11 protein-coding genes and 6 tRNA genes are annotated in these 15,117 nt (G+C 50.2%); 9 read left to right on the forward strand and 8 right to left on the reverse strand.

The annotated features are described in order from the left end of the window. The first annotated feature begins 48 nt into the window (after positions 1 to 48). A complete protein-coding gene (locus HPY86_01000; protein NPV13501.1) occupies positions 49 to 2,661 on the forward strand; it encodes a T9SS type A sorting domain-containing protein in 2,613 nt (870 codons plus the stop codon). A 498-nt stretch (positions 2,662 to 3,159) separates the two neighbouring features. Here the strand turns inward: HPY86_01000 and HPY86_01005 are convergent. The 5 genes from HPY86_01005 to HPY86_01025 form a co-directional block, all read right to left on the reverse strand. After that, a tRNA-Asn gene (locus HPY86_01005) sits at positions 3,160 to 3,232 on the reverse strand. A gap of 34 nt (positions 3,233 to 3,266) precedes the next feature. Continuing rightward, positions 3,267 to 6,083, reverse strand: coding sequence for a S8 family serine peptidase (locus HPY86_01010; protein ID NPV13502.1), 2,817 nt, complete (start codon positions 6,081 to 6,083; stop codon positions 3,267 to 3,269). A 13-nt stretch (positions 6,084 to 6,096) separates the two neighbouring features. Beyond that, a tRNA-Lys gene (locus tag HPY86_01015) sits at positions 6,097 to 6,170 on the reverse strand. Between the two features lie 19 nt (positions 6,171 to 6,189). Beyond that, positions 6,190 to 6,263, reverse strand: a tRNA-Arg gene (locus HPY86_01020). Positions 6,264 to 6,282: 19 nt separating this feature from the next. Next, positions 6,283 to 6,357 (reverse strand) — tRNA-His (locus tag HPY86_01025). Positions 6,358 to 6,501: 144 nt separating this feature from the next. On the opposite strand from HPY86_01025, the gene HPY86_01030 reads away from it, so the two are divergent. Genes HPY86_01030 through HPY86_01040 form a run of 3 tightly spaced genes read left to right on the forward strand, consistent with a single transcriptional unit; the run spans position 6,502 to position 8,854 of the window. Then, on the forward strand, positions 6,502 to 7,476 hold the full coding sequence (locus tag HPY86_01030) for an L-threonine 3-dehydrogenase (protein NPV13503.1): 975 nt from the start codon (positions 6,502 to 6,504) through the stop codon (positions 7,474 to 7,476). A gap of 20 nt (positions 7,477 to 7,496) precedes the next feature. Then, positions 7,497 to 8,270 carry a GTP cyclohydrolase I FolE2 gene (locus HPY86_01035; GenBank protein ID NPV13504.1) on the forward strand — a complete coding sequence of 258 codons (774 nt, stop codon included), beginning with the start codon at positions 7,497 to 7,499 and terminating at the stop codon, positions 8,268 to 8,270. Further along, positions 8,267 to 8,854: a C26 family cysteine hydrolase domain-containing family gene (locus tag HPY86_01040; protein ID NPV13505.1), complete on the forward strand. Its 588-nt coding sequence runs from the start codon at positions 8,267 to 8,269 to the stop codon at positions 8,852 to 8,854. Before HPY86_01035 ends, HPY86_01040 begins: the two co-directional genes overlap by 4 nt. Before the next feature lie 135 nt (positions 8,855 to 8,989). Here the strand turns inward: HPY86_01040 and HPY86_01045 are convergent, their stop codons facing one another. Beyond that, on the reverse strand, positions 8,990 to 10,168 hold the full coding sequence (locus HPY86_01045; GenBank protein ID NPV13506.1) for an aminotransferase class I/II-fold pyridoxal phosphate-dependent enzyme: 1,179 nt from the start codon (positions 10,166 to 10,168) through the stop codon (positions 8,990 to 8,992). 98 nt (positions 10,169 to 10,266) lie between these two features. Here HPY86_01045 and HPY86_01050 point away from each other — a divergent pair, with 98 nt between their 5' ends. From HPY86_01050 to HPY86_01070, 5 genes are all read left to right on the forward strand, one after another. After that, the gene (locus tag HPY86_01050; protein NPV13507.1) at positions 10,267 to 10,926 is read left to right on the forward strand and encodes a DUF3108 domain-containing protein; all 660 of its coding nucleotides are present in this window, start codon (positions 10,267 to 10,269) and stop codon (positions 10,924 to 10,926) included. Between the two features lies 1 nt (position 10,927). Beyond that, complete coding sequence (locus HPY86_01055; GenBank protein ID NPV13508.1) at positions 10,928 to 12,001, forward strand: mannose-1-phosphate guanylyltransferase; 1,074 nt, start codon at positions 10,928 to 10,930, stop codon at positions 11,999 to 12,001. Continuing rightward, complete coding sequence (gene rdgB, locus HPY86_01060; protein ID NPV13509.1) at positions 11,998 to 12,591, forward strand: RdgB/HAM1 family non-canonical purine NTP pyrophosphatase; 594 nt, start codon at positions 11,998 to 12,000, stop codon at positions 12,589 to 12,591. Before HPY86_01055 ends, rdgB begins: the two co-directional genes overlap by 4 nt. A 53-nt stretch (positions 12,592 to 12,644) precedes the next feature. Continuing rightward, a tRNA-Pro gene (locus tag HPY86_01065) sits at positions 12,645 to 12,718 on the forward strand. Between the two features lies 1 nt (position 12,719). Next, positions 12,720 to 12,793, forward strand: a tRNA-Arg gene (locus HPY86_01070). Between the two features lie 50 nt (positions 12,794 to 12,843). Here the strand turns inward: HPY86_01070 and HPY86_01075 are convergent. Together HPY86_01075 and HPY86_01080 are read right to left on the reverse strand one after the other, a co-directional pair. Further along, on the reverse strand, positions 12,844 to 13,986 hold the full coding sequence (locus tag HPY86_01075; protein ID NPV13510.1) for an acyl-CoA dehydrogenase: 1,143 nt from the start codon (positions 13,984 to 13,986) through the stop codon (positions 12,844 to 12,846). Positions 13,987 to 13,995: 9 nt separating this feature from the next. Continuing rightward, entirely contained in the window at positions 13,996 to 15,114 is a 1,119-nt protein-coding gene (locus HPY86_01080; protein NPV13511.1) for an acyl-CoA dehydrogenase, read from the reverse strand. Positions 15,115 to 15,117 lie beyond the last annotated feature (3 nt).

A 15,117-nucleotide genomic window follows, 5' to 3' on the forward strand; every position in this document is an offset into this window, starting at 1 on the left:
TTTGGAACCGGACTCAAAGTAGATAAACAAAAAAGCAGGAGGAAAGATATGAGGAAGAATGTCGCGCTCCTCGCTCTGGTTAGTCTATTGGGACTGGTGTTTGCTGCTGGTTCTGATGTAACCACGAGCGACTTGAGCCAGAGTGCACCCCAGAAGGTAAAACTGTACTATGGCACTTATGGCTCAAACGACTATGTCTGGGGGACAGTAAATCCGTCCCTTCCGAACGATGCCTGGATGTTGCACAGCGAAATGCCGGGCAGGATGATGGACAACACCTGTGCCACTGATGGCAACTATGTTTATGTCCTTGCCGGTTATGGTACCACCAATGTGCTTTATCGGCATGCGATTGGTTCAACAACCTGGGAAACGAGGGCGCCCTGTCCGCTTGATATCTCCAATGGTGGTGCGGCAATTATTGGCGATACGCTGTATTACTGTTCGGGTTATTCTTATTCACTGGGCACGACCGTTGACACGATGTTTAAGTACTGTATCAGCACCAACACCTGGACGAGTGGTCCTGGTCCTTTTACCGGTACAACCTATAACTGGCAGCCGCTTGTGTTAGCCTGTGGTGGCAAGCTGTATTACATCAGCGGTTGCAACCAGCCTGGAGCGACCAACCCGACCCGTAATGTCTGGTGCTATACGCCGGGCAGTGGCTGGGCTCAGGTTGCGGATATGAACCAGGGCAGGGTTTTTGCGATGGGCTGTGTTTACCACGATACCATCTGGGTTACTGGTGGCTATCAGAACACGACCGTTTTGAACCACTCTGAGTTCTACGACCCGGTTTCAAACACCTGGACGGTTGACAACACCCGTTTTCCGCAGTTGCCGATTGCGACTTGGGCAGCAGCGAGCGGTGTTGTTGGTCAGACGATGTTTGTCCATTCGGGCGTGAGTTCTGCTATGGCGCTGATGGACACGACTCAGTACTTTGACTTTGGTACAAGAAACTGGACTGTGACACCGACAGTGCTATTAAAGGTTTACCGCGGCACTGGAGTTGGTAATGCTGATGGCAAGGCGGTGGTTTACGGTGGTTCAACTGGTGGTTTTACACCAACCGACACCTGTCAGTATGAGGTCCTCGCTACCGGGAATACCAACGATGTGGGTGTGATTCAGATTGTCAGTCCGGCGAGCGTCATTACACCGGGTAACATCACCCCTCGGGCAAAGATTAAAAACTTTGGTACTGCTGCGCAGTCAAACATACCTGTTTACTGCTGGATTGATTCCGGTGCAACCCGGGTGTACAACCAGAGTGTGACTTATCCTGGACCACTGGCACCGGGTGCAACTGCTGATGTGGACTTCACCCCTCAATGGCGCGCGGTTGGTGGGACTTATAATGTCACAATGTTTACCGATTTGTCGGGTGATGAAGCGCGATCCAACGACACGTTGCGCGGAACCGCTCAGGTGATGCAGTATACTATTGACTGGTATCAGAGCGATACGATTCGACCCGACCGTGTGAGCCGTGTTGCCTGTGTCAACGATGCCCAGGGCAATCTCCATGTTATCTGCGGCAACTGCTTCCCACACTCCTCCCATCCTTATGACCAGGTTTACGACACGGTTGCAAATACCTGGTCACAGGGATTGCAGCATCCAGCAGGCGGTGGCGTCGGAGTTCATAACCACGATGCGGTTATAATTGGTGATGTTATCTGGGTAGGCGGTGGTAGCAGTGGCAGCGGGTTTTACAACTACCTGACCAAACTTGACCTTGGTGCCAACACCTGGACGCAAGCCGCAGCAATGCCTCAGTCCAATCTGCTCTACTACTCGTTTGGTGAGTATGCGGATTCGGGCTGGGTGTACTGCTTTGGCGGTTCACCGGACGGAACCTCGGGTCCGATTAACAACACTTATCGGTATGATCCATCCACTAACTCCTGGACAGCGATGGCAAATATGCCAGATGTCCGGCGGAATCCGATGGTTGCTCGGGTTGGCGACACCATCTATGTGATTGGCGGAATGTCAGCCAATGACTATACCTCTACGCGTGGCACTATGTGGAAGTACTCGGTATTGGGTAATACCTGGACCGTAGCGGCTGATTCGATGCCCGACAAATTAGGCTGGGGTCGGGCGGTTGCCTACTCTTATTCGGGCGGAACATATATTTATGTATTTGGTGGTTATCGCACCGGTTCGATTGTTAACGCCTGCTGGCGCTATGATGTGAATAATCATACCTGGACTGCAGACCGTCCTCTTCTCACTCCAGTGCGTTCCCACGGTGGGTCGATTTCTGGAAACTACATCTGGGTTGCTGGTGGTTACGGCACCGCAATTATGCCCAATGTTCAAAAAGGTATCATTTCCCTTACCGGGGTTGAAGAAGGTAAACCGAGCATCAACTGGGAAGGGATTGATGGTATTGCTCCGACATTGGTGCGGGATTTCTGCCGAATCAGTTACAATGTTCCTTCTACGGGACGGGTCAATCTGAGTGTTTATGATGCATCGGGCTCACTGGTCAGGACTCTGGTGAATGAGATTTCAAATCCGGGTAATAAGACCGTTACCTGGGACCGGCGTGATGCTTCAGGCAAGCGGGTTGCGAACGGCACCTACTTCTACCGGCTGACGATTGATGGTAAGTCGGTTTCTGCCAAGGCGATAGTGCTGCAATAACACCTCCTTATCTACAACAGGGGCTGCCATTGCGCAGCCCCTTCTATTTTTATCAGACCAGGGGTTAAAAAGTTGTCGTTATTCGGTCATTGTTAATTAGACCCCAAAACAATTAAAAATTAACTGTAATCTTTCAACAATAGCGGCTTAACCTGCGGAGTATCAACAGGAAAGGTTTATACCTGATACCGTCTAGGGAACGACCCACTCGGCCCTTTCCGGGATGGTATCCGATAGCGGGGTTGGTATGATGTCGTCAACTGAGGATATCTGAGCATTAAGTTATGGTATCCTAACTGGTTATCGGTAAATTGTAGAATTTACATCGGAGAGAAACTTGAATGTAATTTTGTCCAGCGTGCCTTTCTTTGCCAGCCCGCCTTTTTTCTAATTGCTGTTAGTGGCGGCTTTAGGCGACAGTCATAAATCAAGTTCTTTGTGGGTACTCTGGAATAAAAATAAAGGGGACTGGTAATAATAATTAAACCTGAAACAAAACTCCAGCGGCAGGGCTCGAACCTGCGACCCTCCGGTTAACAGCCGGATGCTCTACCGATTGAGCTACGCTGGAACAGAATGAAATATACCGAATAATAACCCAAAAATCAAGGTTTGCGTATCAGGGCAAATTTTGAAGCACTTCTACCAAAGGTTGTTTTAAGAACTGCGATGTACAAGCCCGACGCTACCGGTTTGCCCGCATCGTTTTTGCCATCCCAGCAGGCGCCGATGTCCTCAAGAAATGGGATTTCGTAGTACCTGCCCGGACTTGATAGTTTCAGAGCGTTAAGCGTGATGGTTTTGACCAATGTGCCACCAGTTGTGTAGATGCTGATACTCGCATCCGGAGTAACCCGTGCGATATTTAAGCCGAAATAGATGCGGTTGTTGTCTTCCGACATAAATGGATTGGGGAAGATTTTGCCGATTTCATTTTGGGAAACCGGAGGCGCCTGAGGCGTGGGCGGAAAGATTTTGAATGCCGAGTCAACCCGCGGAACACCAAAGCCGAAGGTACAACTTTTTACCGGCAGAGTGGCGGTCATAAATAGTGCTGCCTTGATTGAGTCGGCATTCCAGTTGGGATGGGCTTCTTTTAAGAGCGCGGCACAACCGGCAATGAGTGCGGTGGCGCAGGATGTGCCAACACTGCCTTCAAGGAGGTTTTCTGAGTCGGGCGCAGCAACGGCAACGGTGTCAGCAAGGGCAACAAGGTCGGGTTTAATTCTACCGTCCGCGGTTGGCCCGATGCCGGTACCGCGCCAGGGTAGCATATTTTTCTCAACGCCGCCGCAGGTGATAACGCCTTCCGCATCACCTGGGGCAACAATGTAAGGCTGGGGCCAGGGATGAGTGGTGGAGTCGCGGTTGCCCATTGCGGTAACAACAAGTAGCCCCTTTTTGGTTGCAAGGTCAGCAGCGATGGAGACCGGAATCGTTTTGCCGTCAAACTGTGCATCCTGATAAAAATCGCGGTAGCCAAGCGACGTTGAGACGATGTCAGCGCCACATTTTGCCGCCCATTCCAGTGCCTGAATATAGGTGTCTTCTTCCATATTGTATTCGTAGTAGCGGTTGCTGGCGGTTTTGTGAAGTTCGGTCCGGGCGACAAGCAGGTCAACCGCCGGAGCGATGCCCATTAAGGAGTAGGGTTGATAGCCGGCGATGATTGACGCCATTCTTGTTCCATGATTGGGTTGTTCCCGGGAAAATTTTAAGGTGTCGGCATCTTCCCAGACCGCATTTTCGTCGCCCCGACGGAACCAGAGGCAGAAGTCGTCGTTGTTTATTCCTACCAAACGGGGGGCAGCCGAAAATCCAATCGTGTCAATGGGTGCCGCATTTTGCCAGGTGGCACCATAATCGGTACTCGCGCACCGGTATAAAATGCCATCTGATTCGTAGATTAGTTTTATCTCATCACCGATGTGCGCGGTAAAGTCGCCAATGTTTAAGGTGCTGTCAACGACCGTGCCATTGTTCCAGTTTGTACCGTAGTCGGTAGATAGTTTTGCTATCAGCCGGGTGAAGGGCAGACTGTGTTCATCAAGGTAGAGGAGGAGTTTGGTTGAGTCGGCGAGATGATGGGAGAAAAGTTTTGTCATTCGGGCAGATTGGGAGACGAGGTCACCGGTAGGAACGAATGTGTTACCACCATCGGTGGAGCGAAACTGGGTAATTTTACCTGAAGTCCGGTACAGGGCGATTAGATTGATAAGTCCGTTGGGTCCAGCGGTTATCTGTAACTCACTGACTGGTTCAAGAACATTTATCTGAGTGGTTAGCAACAGGTTCGGGTCGGGCTGAGTAATATCGTATTTTTTTAGTGTGATGAGGGAGTCGTTAGTAATATAAACAAGGTACAGGGTGTCTGCATATACAGTCAGGGCAGGATATCTACCGGTGCCGACTGTTAATCGGTTGCGCCAGGTGGTGTTGGTGAAGTAACCGAGATAACAAACCGGTTGGCCTCCGGGGTTCAGGTTTACTTCGTTATAGGCGAGGTAGGTTAATGAGTCCCGGGAAATCATTTTGAGATTTTCATAGGTGTAGTAGTAAGGTCGGGAAATGTGAAGGGCACGGGCTGGGGTCCAGGTTTCGCCCTGGTCTGTAGAATAAGAGAAAAACAGGGCACGGGCTGGTAAGCCGTACGGGTAGTTAAAACTGTCGGCGACAAATGTGAGCATCAGGGTGTTCTGAGTATTGGTCAGCGCCGGGTCTTTAACCAATCCGAGATAGCGCAGCGAGGAAATTTCCGCAGGTGGGAAGGTAAGACCCCGCTGGTAGTAGAAATTGTCACCGGAGAGAAAGTCAAACTGTCGGGTGATGCGTATTCCTTTTACAGCGGTGTGTTTCAGTTTTATACCGGTATCAAAAAGTGCCAGTTTTACTCCGGAACCGAGATAACCGCGGTAAAATATCTCAGGGACGCCCAGCATTTGCGCCTGGTCGTAGGATGCACCATAGAATCGATGGGCTTCGGCGGTATCGACCTTGCGCACCGGTGGCAATGGTTGAGGAATTGGGAATGTGATTTCTCGGTCCAATTCGGCGCGAACTCCGACCGGTTTGATGTCATAAACAAATGGAAGATGATAGACTTGCGCAACCAGTTCCGAAGGCATATCAAAACTCGCGGCGTTTAGCCAGTTGGAAATGTGCCGTACGCGAGCTCCGAGCGCTTCAATCTGGCGGATGTAAGCGGTACGCACCGGCAGGTCGGCGAAGTCCGGTTGACCAATCAGGGGCGATTTTCTTTTTAATTCGGTCAGCGCCTTCTGGTACTGGTTTTCATCGAATACGCCTTTGTCGGTAAAAAAGACCCAGACTTTTCGACTGTTTAGTTGCGGCGCGGTGGTTTTTTGTGCACTGCGGACAAACTCCGGACTGAGCAGGGCGAGAAGGTAAAATAAAGTTAACATATTCAATTTTAAGTACCCCGCGCAGGACTTGAACCTGCAACCCGCGGATTAAGAATCCGCTGCTCTGCCAAGTTGAGCTAGCGGGGTATAATTTTTCTCTTTTTCCTGCGTCCGGCGCGACTCGAACGCGCAGCCTACGGGTTCGAAGCCCGGCGCTCTATCCAGTTGAGCTACGGACGCATCACTCATTTAAGTTCAGGGTGAGTGAGGGGATTCGAACCCCCAACATCCTGATCCACAGTCAGGTGCTCTAACCAGGTTGAGCTACACTCACCGTGATAACCTGCTGTTCATTCTGGAGTATAGCAAAACAAGGCTCGTTGTCTATACTTGCATTTTATCTTCCGGTGGTTAATATTTTGTAAAAGATTTAATTAATCCAATCGGAAAGGAGAAAATGATGAGTAAAACAAGAGAGATGAAGAAAATCCTTGTTACCGGTGCCGTAGGTCAGATTGGTTCGGAACTGACCCTGGCACTGAGGGAACGCTATGGTGCGGAAAATGTTATCGCCACGGGCAGAAAGACCCAGCCCAGTAAGGAGTTGCTGGAGTCCGGTCCATTTTATTTCATCGATGTGGCGAAGCGAGAGACGATTGAGGAGGTTGTTAAGAAGCACAATATAGATACCATTTTCCATCTGGCGGCGATTCTTTCTGCTGCCGGCGAGAAAAACCCGCAACTGGCGTGGGATGTTAATATCAACGGGCTTTACAATGTCCTGGAAGTGGCGCGGGAGCACAATATGGCACGGGTGATTGTGCCCAGTTCAATCGCGGTCTTTGGACCGGAAACCCCGCGGCAGAATACACCTAACGAGACGATTCTCAAGCCGCGCACGATGTACGGTATTACCAAAGTGGCAGGAGAGTTGTTAGGTGATTACTATTTCCGCCGGTTCGGGCTTGATGTGCGCGGGTTACGCTATCCCGGCATTATCTCCAATGTTACCCTACCGGGTGGTGGAACTACCGACTATGCGGTGGAAATTTTCTATGCGGCGATTAAGTTTAAGCGCTATAAATGTTTCCTGCGTGCCGATACCCGATTGCCAATGATGTATATGCCGGACTGTATCAAGTCGACGATTATGCTTGCTGAGGCGCCGGTGGAAAAGTTAAAGCATCACTGCGACTTTAATGTTACGGCGATGAGTTTCTCCGCCGAAGAACTGGCGGCAGAGATTAAGCGTTACATTCCGGAGTTCGAGATTACCTATGAACCGGATTTCCGGCAGGCGATTGCTGACTCCTGGCCCGAATCAATTGACGATTCCGCGGCACGAGAGGAGTGGGGCTGGAAACCGGATTACGACCTAAAGGCAATGGTCAAAGATATGCTGGAGGTTTTAGGTAAGCGGCATCAGGAAGGGAAACTGGGCTGGCCGCAATAGAGCGGCAGTATGGTTGAGTAATGGACGACCTGCGCGGGCGAACGCCCGAATCTTCGGTGCCGATTGACAAGGTTGGTGTCAAGGGGTTACGGTACCCGATTGTTCTCCTTGACAAGGCACACCGGCAGCAGCATACAATTGCTACTATCAGTATGTTTGTTGACCTGCCGCGCGGTCAGCGGGGCACCTATATGGGGCGGTTTGTCGAGGTGTTGAATCGTCATCACCGCGAGATTGATGTGCACAAAATCGGTACGATTCTTAAGGAAATGCGGGAGGTACTCGGTGCCAGTTCGGCTCATCTTGAGATGGAGTTTCCCTATTTCGTGGAGAAGCAGGCACCGGTTTCGGGCGCCCGGGCGCAGATGGATTACCGTTGCTGGATAAACGCCAGTCTGAAAGACAAGTTCCGATTACGGCTGGGAGTGGCGGTGCCGGTTACAACCCTTTGTCCCTGTTCTAAGGAGATGGTTGGTAAAGGAGGACATAATCAACGCGCTGAGATTAGAGCGGTGGTTGAGTTTAAGGGTTTTCTCTGGCTGGAAGATTTAATCGACCTGCTTGAGGAGTGCGGTTCCAGCGAGGTATATGCGCTTCTGGAACGGGAGGATGAAAGGCATCTAACCAACCAGGCGTATGAGAATCCGGTGTTTGTGGAAGATGTCGTACGCCGCGTTGCCCAGCGGTTGAATGAACACCCTTTGATTACCGGTTATGAGGTGGAGGTGGAGAGTTTTGAGTCGATTCATCATCACGAAGCATATGCGTGTATCAGCCGGTTTTGTGATGAATGAGAACATTACTGGTTAACTGTTACAAGGAAAAGCCCGAAACAAGAATGCCTTTTTACCGCGCGCTCTGCGCACGGTATTCAAAGGTTGCGGAAATCGTGATATCCGAACTCAAGCCCGATTACAATCTGAACGGTGTTGATGCGGTTGTTTTCTCCGGTTCGCAATGGATGCTTTCGGAGCAGGAGCTACCATCAGAAGTAGTTGAGTTTGTACGTGGTTTAAAACTGCCAACGCTCGGAATCTGTTTTGGACATCAGTTACTTGCCCGTTCTTTCGGAGCAGAGGTTAAAAAAGGTAACATCTTGATTGAGCGCGACGAAAAAATTAAAGTCGTCAGGGAGTGGGAGATTTTTTTCGGGCTTTTTCCAGAAACAACAATGCGCGAGAGCCATCAGGAGTTTGTGACCCCGGAGTCGATTGTGAAAACTGGCTGGGAGATTGGCGCGATTTCTGAATCGTGTCCGGTGGAGGCAATACGCCACCCAGAATTGCCACTTTTCGGTGTTCAATTTCATCCGGAAAGGTCGGGTGAAAATGGCGCGAAACTATTTGAAAACTTCTTTTTGAGGGTAGTGCGAAGGTAGATGTTTTAAGCCGTTAATCTTAGAAGAATATACAATTTGTAACAAAATGTTGTAACACTTAATATAAAGGCAACTTGTCTTTCTATATTCCCCAAATAATCTGGTTAATAATGGCGTAGTTTGGTTATGCCTTGACTATACCTGGTCAAGCGCCTGTTTCAGGTCGTTGATGAGGTCCTGGGCGTCTTCAATGCCTATTGAGAGCCGAATTAAGCCGTCGGTAATGCCTGCCTGTTTTCTAATCTCGGCTGGCATTGAGGCATGGGTCATTGATGCCGGGTGCTGAATTAAGCTTTCGACACCACCCAGGCTAACGGCAAGCAGGAAAAGTTTTGTCGCGTTTAACAAACGGCGAGCCGCTTCAAAACCGCCTTTGAGTTCAAAACTTATCAACCCACCAGGGCCAGACATCTGTTTTCGGGCGATGTTGTACTGGGGATGGCTGGCAAGTCCGGGAAAACGAATCCATTCAACTTTGGGGTGTTTTTCCAGAAATTCGGCGACGCGTTGACCGTTTTCGCAGTGGCGTGCCATTCTCAGGGCAAGGGTTTTTATTCCTCGTAAAACAAGAAACGCCTCAAAGGGCGCAAGTACGCCACCAAAGTGATTGAGCGTCTTGCGGAGTAGGTCATAATGTTTTTCATCTTTGACAACAATTGCTCCGCCGACAACATCGGCGTGGCCATTGAGAAATTTTGTCATTGAGTGAACAACGATATCAGCGCCCAGTTTTAATGGTTGCTGGAGAACCGGACTGGCAAAGGTGTTGTCAACCGCAAGCAGGGCATCTTTTTTGTGGCAGATATCGGCAATGGCAGCGATGTCGGAAACAACGAGCGTAGGGTTACCCGGGGTTTCAATAAACACCAGGCGGGTTTCGGGTCGGAAGGCTTGCGCAACCGCGTTGAGGTCTGATGAGTCAACAAAGGTTGATTTTATCCCGAACCGGCTGAAGTAGTTTTGAATCAATGTTGCGGTTGGTCCGTAAACCGATTCGGAGCAGATGATGTGGTCGCCACTGGTAAGTAAACCACCAATTAAGGTTTGAATTGCTGCCATTCCTGAAGCGGTGGCAAGCGATTTTTTACCTTGTTCAAGGCGGGCAAGACAGTCTTCAAGGAGTTCGACCGTTGGATTGAGCATGCGCGAGTATATGTAACCCGTAGTTTTGCCCGCAAACAGGTCCGCGCCCTGCTCGAAATCCTTAAAGCGAAAGGTTGATGTGGCATAAATCGGACAGACAACCGGACCGGGTGCGGTTTCGGGTGAACTGGCATGAACGCAGATTGTTTTGATGTCAAGGTTTTTATTCATCGTTTGACTCCTTTCCCATTAACGATGCCGGGAAATTTTTATTTGTCAACAGATTCTTATCCTTGACTTGTTAGTGAGGATTTTTATTATTCGCAGTGGTGCTTGCGGTTTTGCTCCTGGTGCTATCAACCGGTACGGAACGGCTGGAGTATGAAATTAAGTACGGTCCGGTTGTGCTCGGGTCAATGGTTATGGAGTATCAGCCTTTAGACAGTAGCGGCGCGGATTCGTTGTCGCATATAAAGGCACAGGTTGAGATTGACCGGGCACTTTCGTTAGTTTTCTGGGCAAATTATCAACTGGAAAGCTGGTGTCGCAAGGATGATAAAGTTACGGTGCGTTCTTATAAAAAGACCCGGGAGAGGAATTACAAGGCTGAATGGTGGGCAGATTACTTTCCCGAACAGGGTTTTGTCCGCTACTCGGATGGCGTTCGGTTTCCTTTAAGCGACTCAGCCCGGGATATGCTTTCTTTGTGGTTTTATCTCCGGAGTTTGCGCTGGAGTGAGGGCGATAGCCGGATTGTAAATGCCCATATTGACCGGCGTAACTGGCGAATATGTTTTGTTGTAAACGGGACACAGTATGTGAAAACACCGCTGGGCGGATTTAACTGTTTGGTAATATCGCCCCGAACGCAGGGTCCGTTGGGAGCAGTTTTTCTTTCTCAGGACAAAAGGAGACTGCCAGTCGTGATTCGCACCCGAATCGGCGGGTTTACCGTAAGCGCGTATTTGAAAAGTATTGGCAGGAGGTAAGATGGGTACTTACGCGGTAATTTTGTGTGGTGGTAAAGGCGAACGGTTCTGGCCCAAGAGCCGGGTCGATTTGCCCAAGCAGTTTATGGTGCTTTTCGGTAATCGTTCAATGGTGCGGGCAACAAGTGAAAGAATAAAAAAGGTTTGTCCGCTGGAAAGGCAGTTTTTCGTTAGCGGCGAACGGTTTGCGGCGCTGTTGAAGAAGGAACTACCGGTTAAAAAGGCGAACCTGCTGCTGGAGCCCGTAGGTAAAAATACCGCGCCGGCAATTGGTTTTGCGGCAACGGCAATCACCAGTTTCGACCCGAATGGGGTGATGGTGGTTTTACCGGCGGACCATTTGATTGCAAATCAGGCGTCGTTTCTCAGGTCGGTTAAACTGGCGGTCAAGGCGGCACAGCAGGGCTATCTCGTGACATTTGGTATTATGCCTGCGCGACCGGACACGGGTTATGGGTATATTCATTTTGGCAAACAGGTGATGAAGGATGCCGGCGGGTCTGTCCATCAGGTAATTGCCTTTAAGGAAAAACCGGATGCACGGACGGCACGGAAATATGTGAGCAGCGGCGAGTATCTCTGGAATTCCGGAATGTTTGTGTGGCGGGTGGATGTGATTCTTGATGCGTTTAAGCGATATATGCCCGACTTTTACCAGGCGTTGCTCCAGTTCAAGAGACGCTGGACAGCCGGAGATAAGGAACAGGCGGTAAAGCAACTTTACAAGCGAGCGCCTTCAATTTCGATTGACTATGCAATAATGGAGCGAGCCGAAAATGTGGCGGTTGTTAAAGCGGAATTTGACTGGGATGATGTAGGGTCGTGGCAGGCGCTTGAGCGGCATTTTCCAAAAGATGAAAATGGTAATGTTGCGGTTGGGTTGTGGTTCCAAAAAGACAGCAAAAACTGCATCGTATATTCCGATGAAGGAGTCGTTGCTGGTCTTGGTATCAATGATCTGGTTATTGTCCGGTCCGGTGATGCGGTGTTAGTGGCGCGTCGGGATGCGCTGGATGGTTTGAAACAACTCCTCAGCGAAATCGGTAAGAATGAAAAAGGAAAAAGGTTCCTATGAAGTTGCTTTTTGCAACTCGTAATCAGGGGAAGTTTCGAGAGGTAAAATATCTGTGCGAACAAGCCGGCTTGGAGGCAATCAGTCTTAACGACATCGGCTTGGATTTGTCAGTTAAGGAAGATGGCGAAACCTTCGCGGCGAATGCTTACAAAAAGGCACGCGCCGCATTTGAGTTGACCAAGATGTGGGTCTTGGGCGAGGATTCGGGACTTGAGGTAGATGCGCTGGGTGGGAAACCAGGGATAATGTCGGCACGATTCGGTGGGGAGGGAGCGACCGATTTAGAACGCAATCAGCGACTGCTGGAGATGATTATTGCGGTGCCGTACGAGAAACGCACTGCTCGTTTCCGGTGTGTAATGTGTCTGATTAGCCCGCAAGGAGAAGAAAAATTTTTTGAGGGGGTGTGTGAGGGTAAAATCGCCCATACGATTCGCGGTATTACCGGGTTTGGCTATGACCCGATATTTATTCCGGAAGGTTACGGTTTTACCTTTGCCGAATTGGGGTGGGCAGTGAAGAATGAAATTAGCCATCGCGCCCGAGCGCTTCGTCAAGTCATCGAGTATCTGAAGAGTATTAACGGGTAAGAGTGTCAGGTTTACAATTGACAAAACTAACGGATTGGTTTATAGTTTTACCACGGGGAGTAGCGCAGCTGGTTAGCGCACCACGCTTGGGACGTGGGGGTCGCCCGTTCAAATCGGGTCTCCCCGATGCGCCTGTAGCTCAGCTGGATAGAGCATCGGATTTCTAATCCGATGGCCGGGGGTTCGAATCCCTCCAGGCGCGCTTATTTCTTGCCGGTTATTCTAATTGTTTGAGGCTTCCAATTTTGTAGTTTATGCAAGGAGATTCCGGGCGATAACAATCCGCTGAATCTCGGATGTGCCTTCGTAAATCTCCATACACTTGGCATCGCGGTAATGGCGTTCGACCGGATACTCCTTGGTGTAACCGTATCCCCCGAGAATCTGAACCGCTTCTCGAGTAACTTCCACTGCGGTCGTTGCGGCAAAAAGTTTCGCCATCGCCGCTTCCTGACTGAAGCGCGGTTTGCCAGCATCTTTCTGAAATGCCGCATAGTAAACCAGGAGTCGAGAGGCCGCGATTTTGGTTGCCATTTCGGCAAGTTTTGCCTGAATCATTTCAAATTCGCAGATGGGTTTACCAAACTGTTTTCGTTCTTTGGAGTAGGCGAGCGCCTTTTCAAAAGCCGCTTGGGCGATCCCGACCGCCTGGGCGCCGATGTCGATTCTTGAGACATCAAGGGTACCCAGCGCCACTTTAAAGCCGGCGTTGAGTTCACCGAGGACATTTTCTTTTGGGACCTCACAGTCTTCGAATATGAGTTCACAGTTGGCAGTTGCCCGGAGTCCCAAGAGGTCCTCGTGTTTTCCAAGCGAAAAGCCCGGGAAAGAACGTTCAACCAAGAATGCGGTTATGCCTTTACTGCCAAGTTCCGGTGCGGTTTTCGCAAAGACGATGAAGATTTGGGCAGCGCCAGCGTTGGTGATGAATCGCTTGGAGCCGTTGAGGATATATTTATCTCCTTTTAGCACCGCTTTTGTCTCCATCGAAGCCGGGTCACTGCCGGCATTGGCTTCGGTTAAACCGAATGCGCCAAGCATTTCGCCGGTAGCCATGCGGGGGAGATACTTTTGTTTGAGTTCTTCACTTCCCCAGTTCACGATGGGCCAGGCAACAAGAGTGTTGTGAACAGCGGTGATGACACCGGTGGAGGCGCAACCCCGGGAGATTTCTTCAATCGCAATCGCGAGCGAGACAAAGTCAAACTTATTGCCACCGTACTGTTCGGGAATGGTCATCCCCAGAAGCCCGAGTTCTGCCAGTTTCTTTATCGTCTCGTGTGGAAATTCGGCGCTGGCATCAAGTTGGGCTGCCTTGGGTTCAAGTTCGTTAGTTGCGAAGTCGCGCACCATATTGCGTAACATTATCTGGTCTTCGGTTAAATTAAACTCCATCTGTTCCTCCTATACTTCTTTTAATACCTCTTTGGCAATTATTAACCGCATTATTTCGGATGTGCCTTCACCGATTTCGCCTAGTTTGGCATCCCGGTACACCCGATTTAAATTCATCTCCTGGGTCAGAGCCGGGAAACCAATGGTAGCGATTGCGGTGTTGACCGCACGCATCGCCACTTCCGAAGCAAAAAGTTTGGCAAAGGCGCACTGTTTATCCGCCCGGACCCCGGCATCTTTGATTAATGCGGCATCGTAAACGAGGAGTCGTGCCGCTTCAACCTCCATTGCAGTATCAGCGAGCGCTTTTGCCGCCTGCTGGGACAGTTCACGGCTTTTTGCCCAACCGATTAAGGCATCAAGCGCACTCTGTGCCATTCCGAGACAGAAGGCACCGATTGAGATTCGGCCGCCGTCGAGAGTTTCCATAAATATCCGATAGCCATCGTACTCTTTACCCAGGATGTTTTCCTCAGGCACAAACAGGTCTTCAAACGCCAGTTCAACGGTATTTGAGCCCCGCAAGCCCATTTTATTCTCTTCTTTGGCAACGGTGAAGCCACGGGATTTAGTTTCTACGATGAAGCAGGTGATACCTTTGCGGCCCAATTTACGGTCAAGGGTTGCGGCAACGACAACCGTGCCAGCAAAGGCAGCATTGGTGATAAACCTTTTTGAACCGTTGATGATATACCCCTTTTCAGTTTTTCGGGCACTGGTTTCGATACTCGCGGCGTCACTGCCGGCGTTGGGTTCGGTCAGTCCGAAGGCGCCGAGGTATTCGCCACGGGCGAGCGGCGGAATAAACTTTTTCTTCTGCTCCTCAGTGCCAAATTTGTAAATAGGATATGTGCCCAGAGATGTGTGAGCGGCAAGGGTGAGGCCAGTTGCGGCGCAGACGCGGGACACTTCCTCAACTGCAATTGCATAGGATAGATAGTCAAGGCCCATTCCACCCAGTTCTTTGGGCCAGGGGATGCCAAGGTAGCCAGCTGATGCCAGGGTTTGGATGTTTTCCTGAACAAATTTGCCGCTGGTATCATACTCTTTTGCCCGGGGTGCGATTACCGACTGCGCCAGTTGCCGGATTTCCTTTTGAAACTTTTGGTGGTTGTTTGAAAGAATCAATGC

Source organism: candidate division WOR-3 bacterium, assembly GCA_013177935.1.
Taxonomy (GTDB): Bacteria; Hydrothermota; Tepidihabitantia; order Tepidihabitantales; family Tepidihabitantaceae; genus Tepidihabitans.

Excerpts from the sequence above, each read along its gene's own strand:
- HPY86_01040 (NPV13505.1), top strand. The coding sequence starts at position 8,267 with ATGAGAACATTACTGGTTAACTGTTACAAGGAAAAGCCCGAAACAAGA.
- HPY86_01030 (NPV13503.1), top strand. The coding sequence starts at position 6,502 with ATGAAGAAAATCCTTGTTACCGGTGCCGTAGGTCAGATTGGTTCGGAA.
- HPY86_01055 (NPV13508.1), top strand. The coding sequence starts at position 10,928 with ATGGGTACTTACGCGGTAATTTTGTGTGGTGGTAAAGGCGAACGGTTC.
- HPY86_01035 (NPV13504.1), top strand. The coding sequence starts at position 7,497 with ATGGACGACCTGCGCGGGCGAACGCCCGAATCTTCGGTGCCGATTGAC.
- rdgB (NPV13509.1), top strand. The coding sequence starts at position 11,998 with ATGAAGTTGCTTTTTGCAACTCGTAATCAGGGGAAGTTTCGAGAGGTA.
- HPY86_01075 (NPV13510.1), bottom strand. The coding sequence starts at position 13,986 with ATGGAGTTTAATTTAACCGAAGACCAGATAATGTTACGCAATATGGTG.
- HPY86_01010 (NPV13502.1), bottom strand. The coding sequence starts at position 6,083 with ATGTTAACTTTATTTTACCTTCTCGCCCTGCTCAGTCCGGAGTTTGTC.
- HPY86_01000 (NPV13501.1), top strand. The coding sequence starts at position 49 with ATGAGGAAGAATGTCGCGCTCCTCGCTCTGGTTAGTCTATTGGGACTG.
- HPY86_01045 (NPV13506.1), bottom strand. The coding sequence starts at position 10,168 with ATGAATAAAAACCTTGACATCAAAACAATCTGCGTTCATGCCAGTTCA.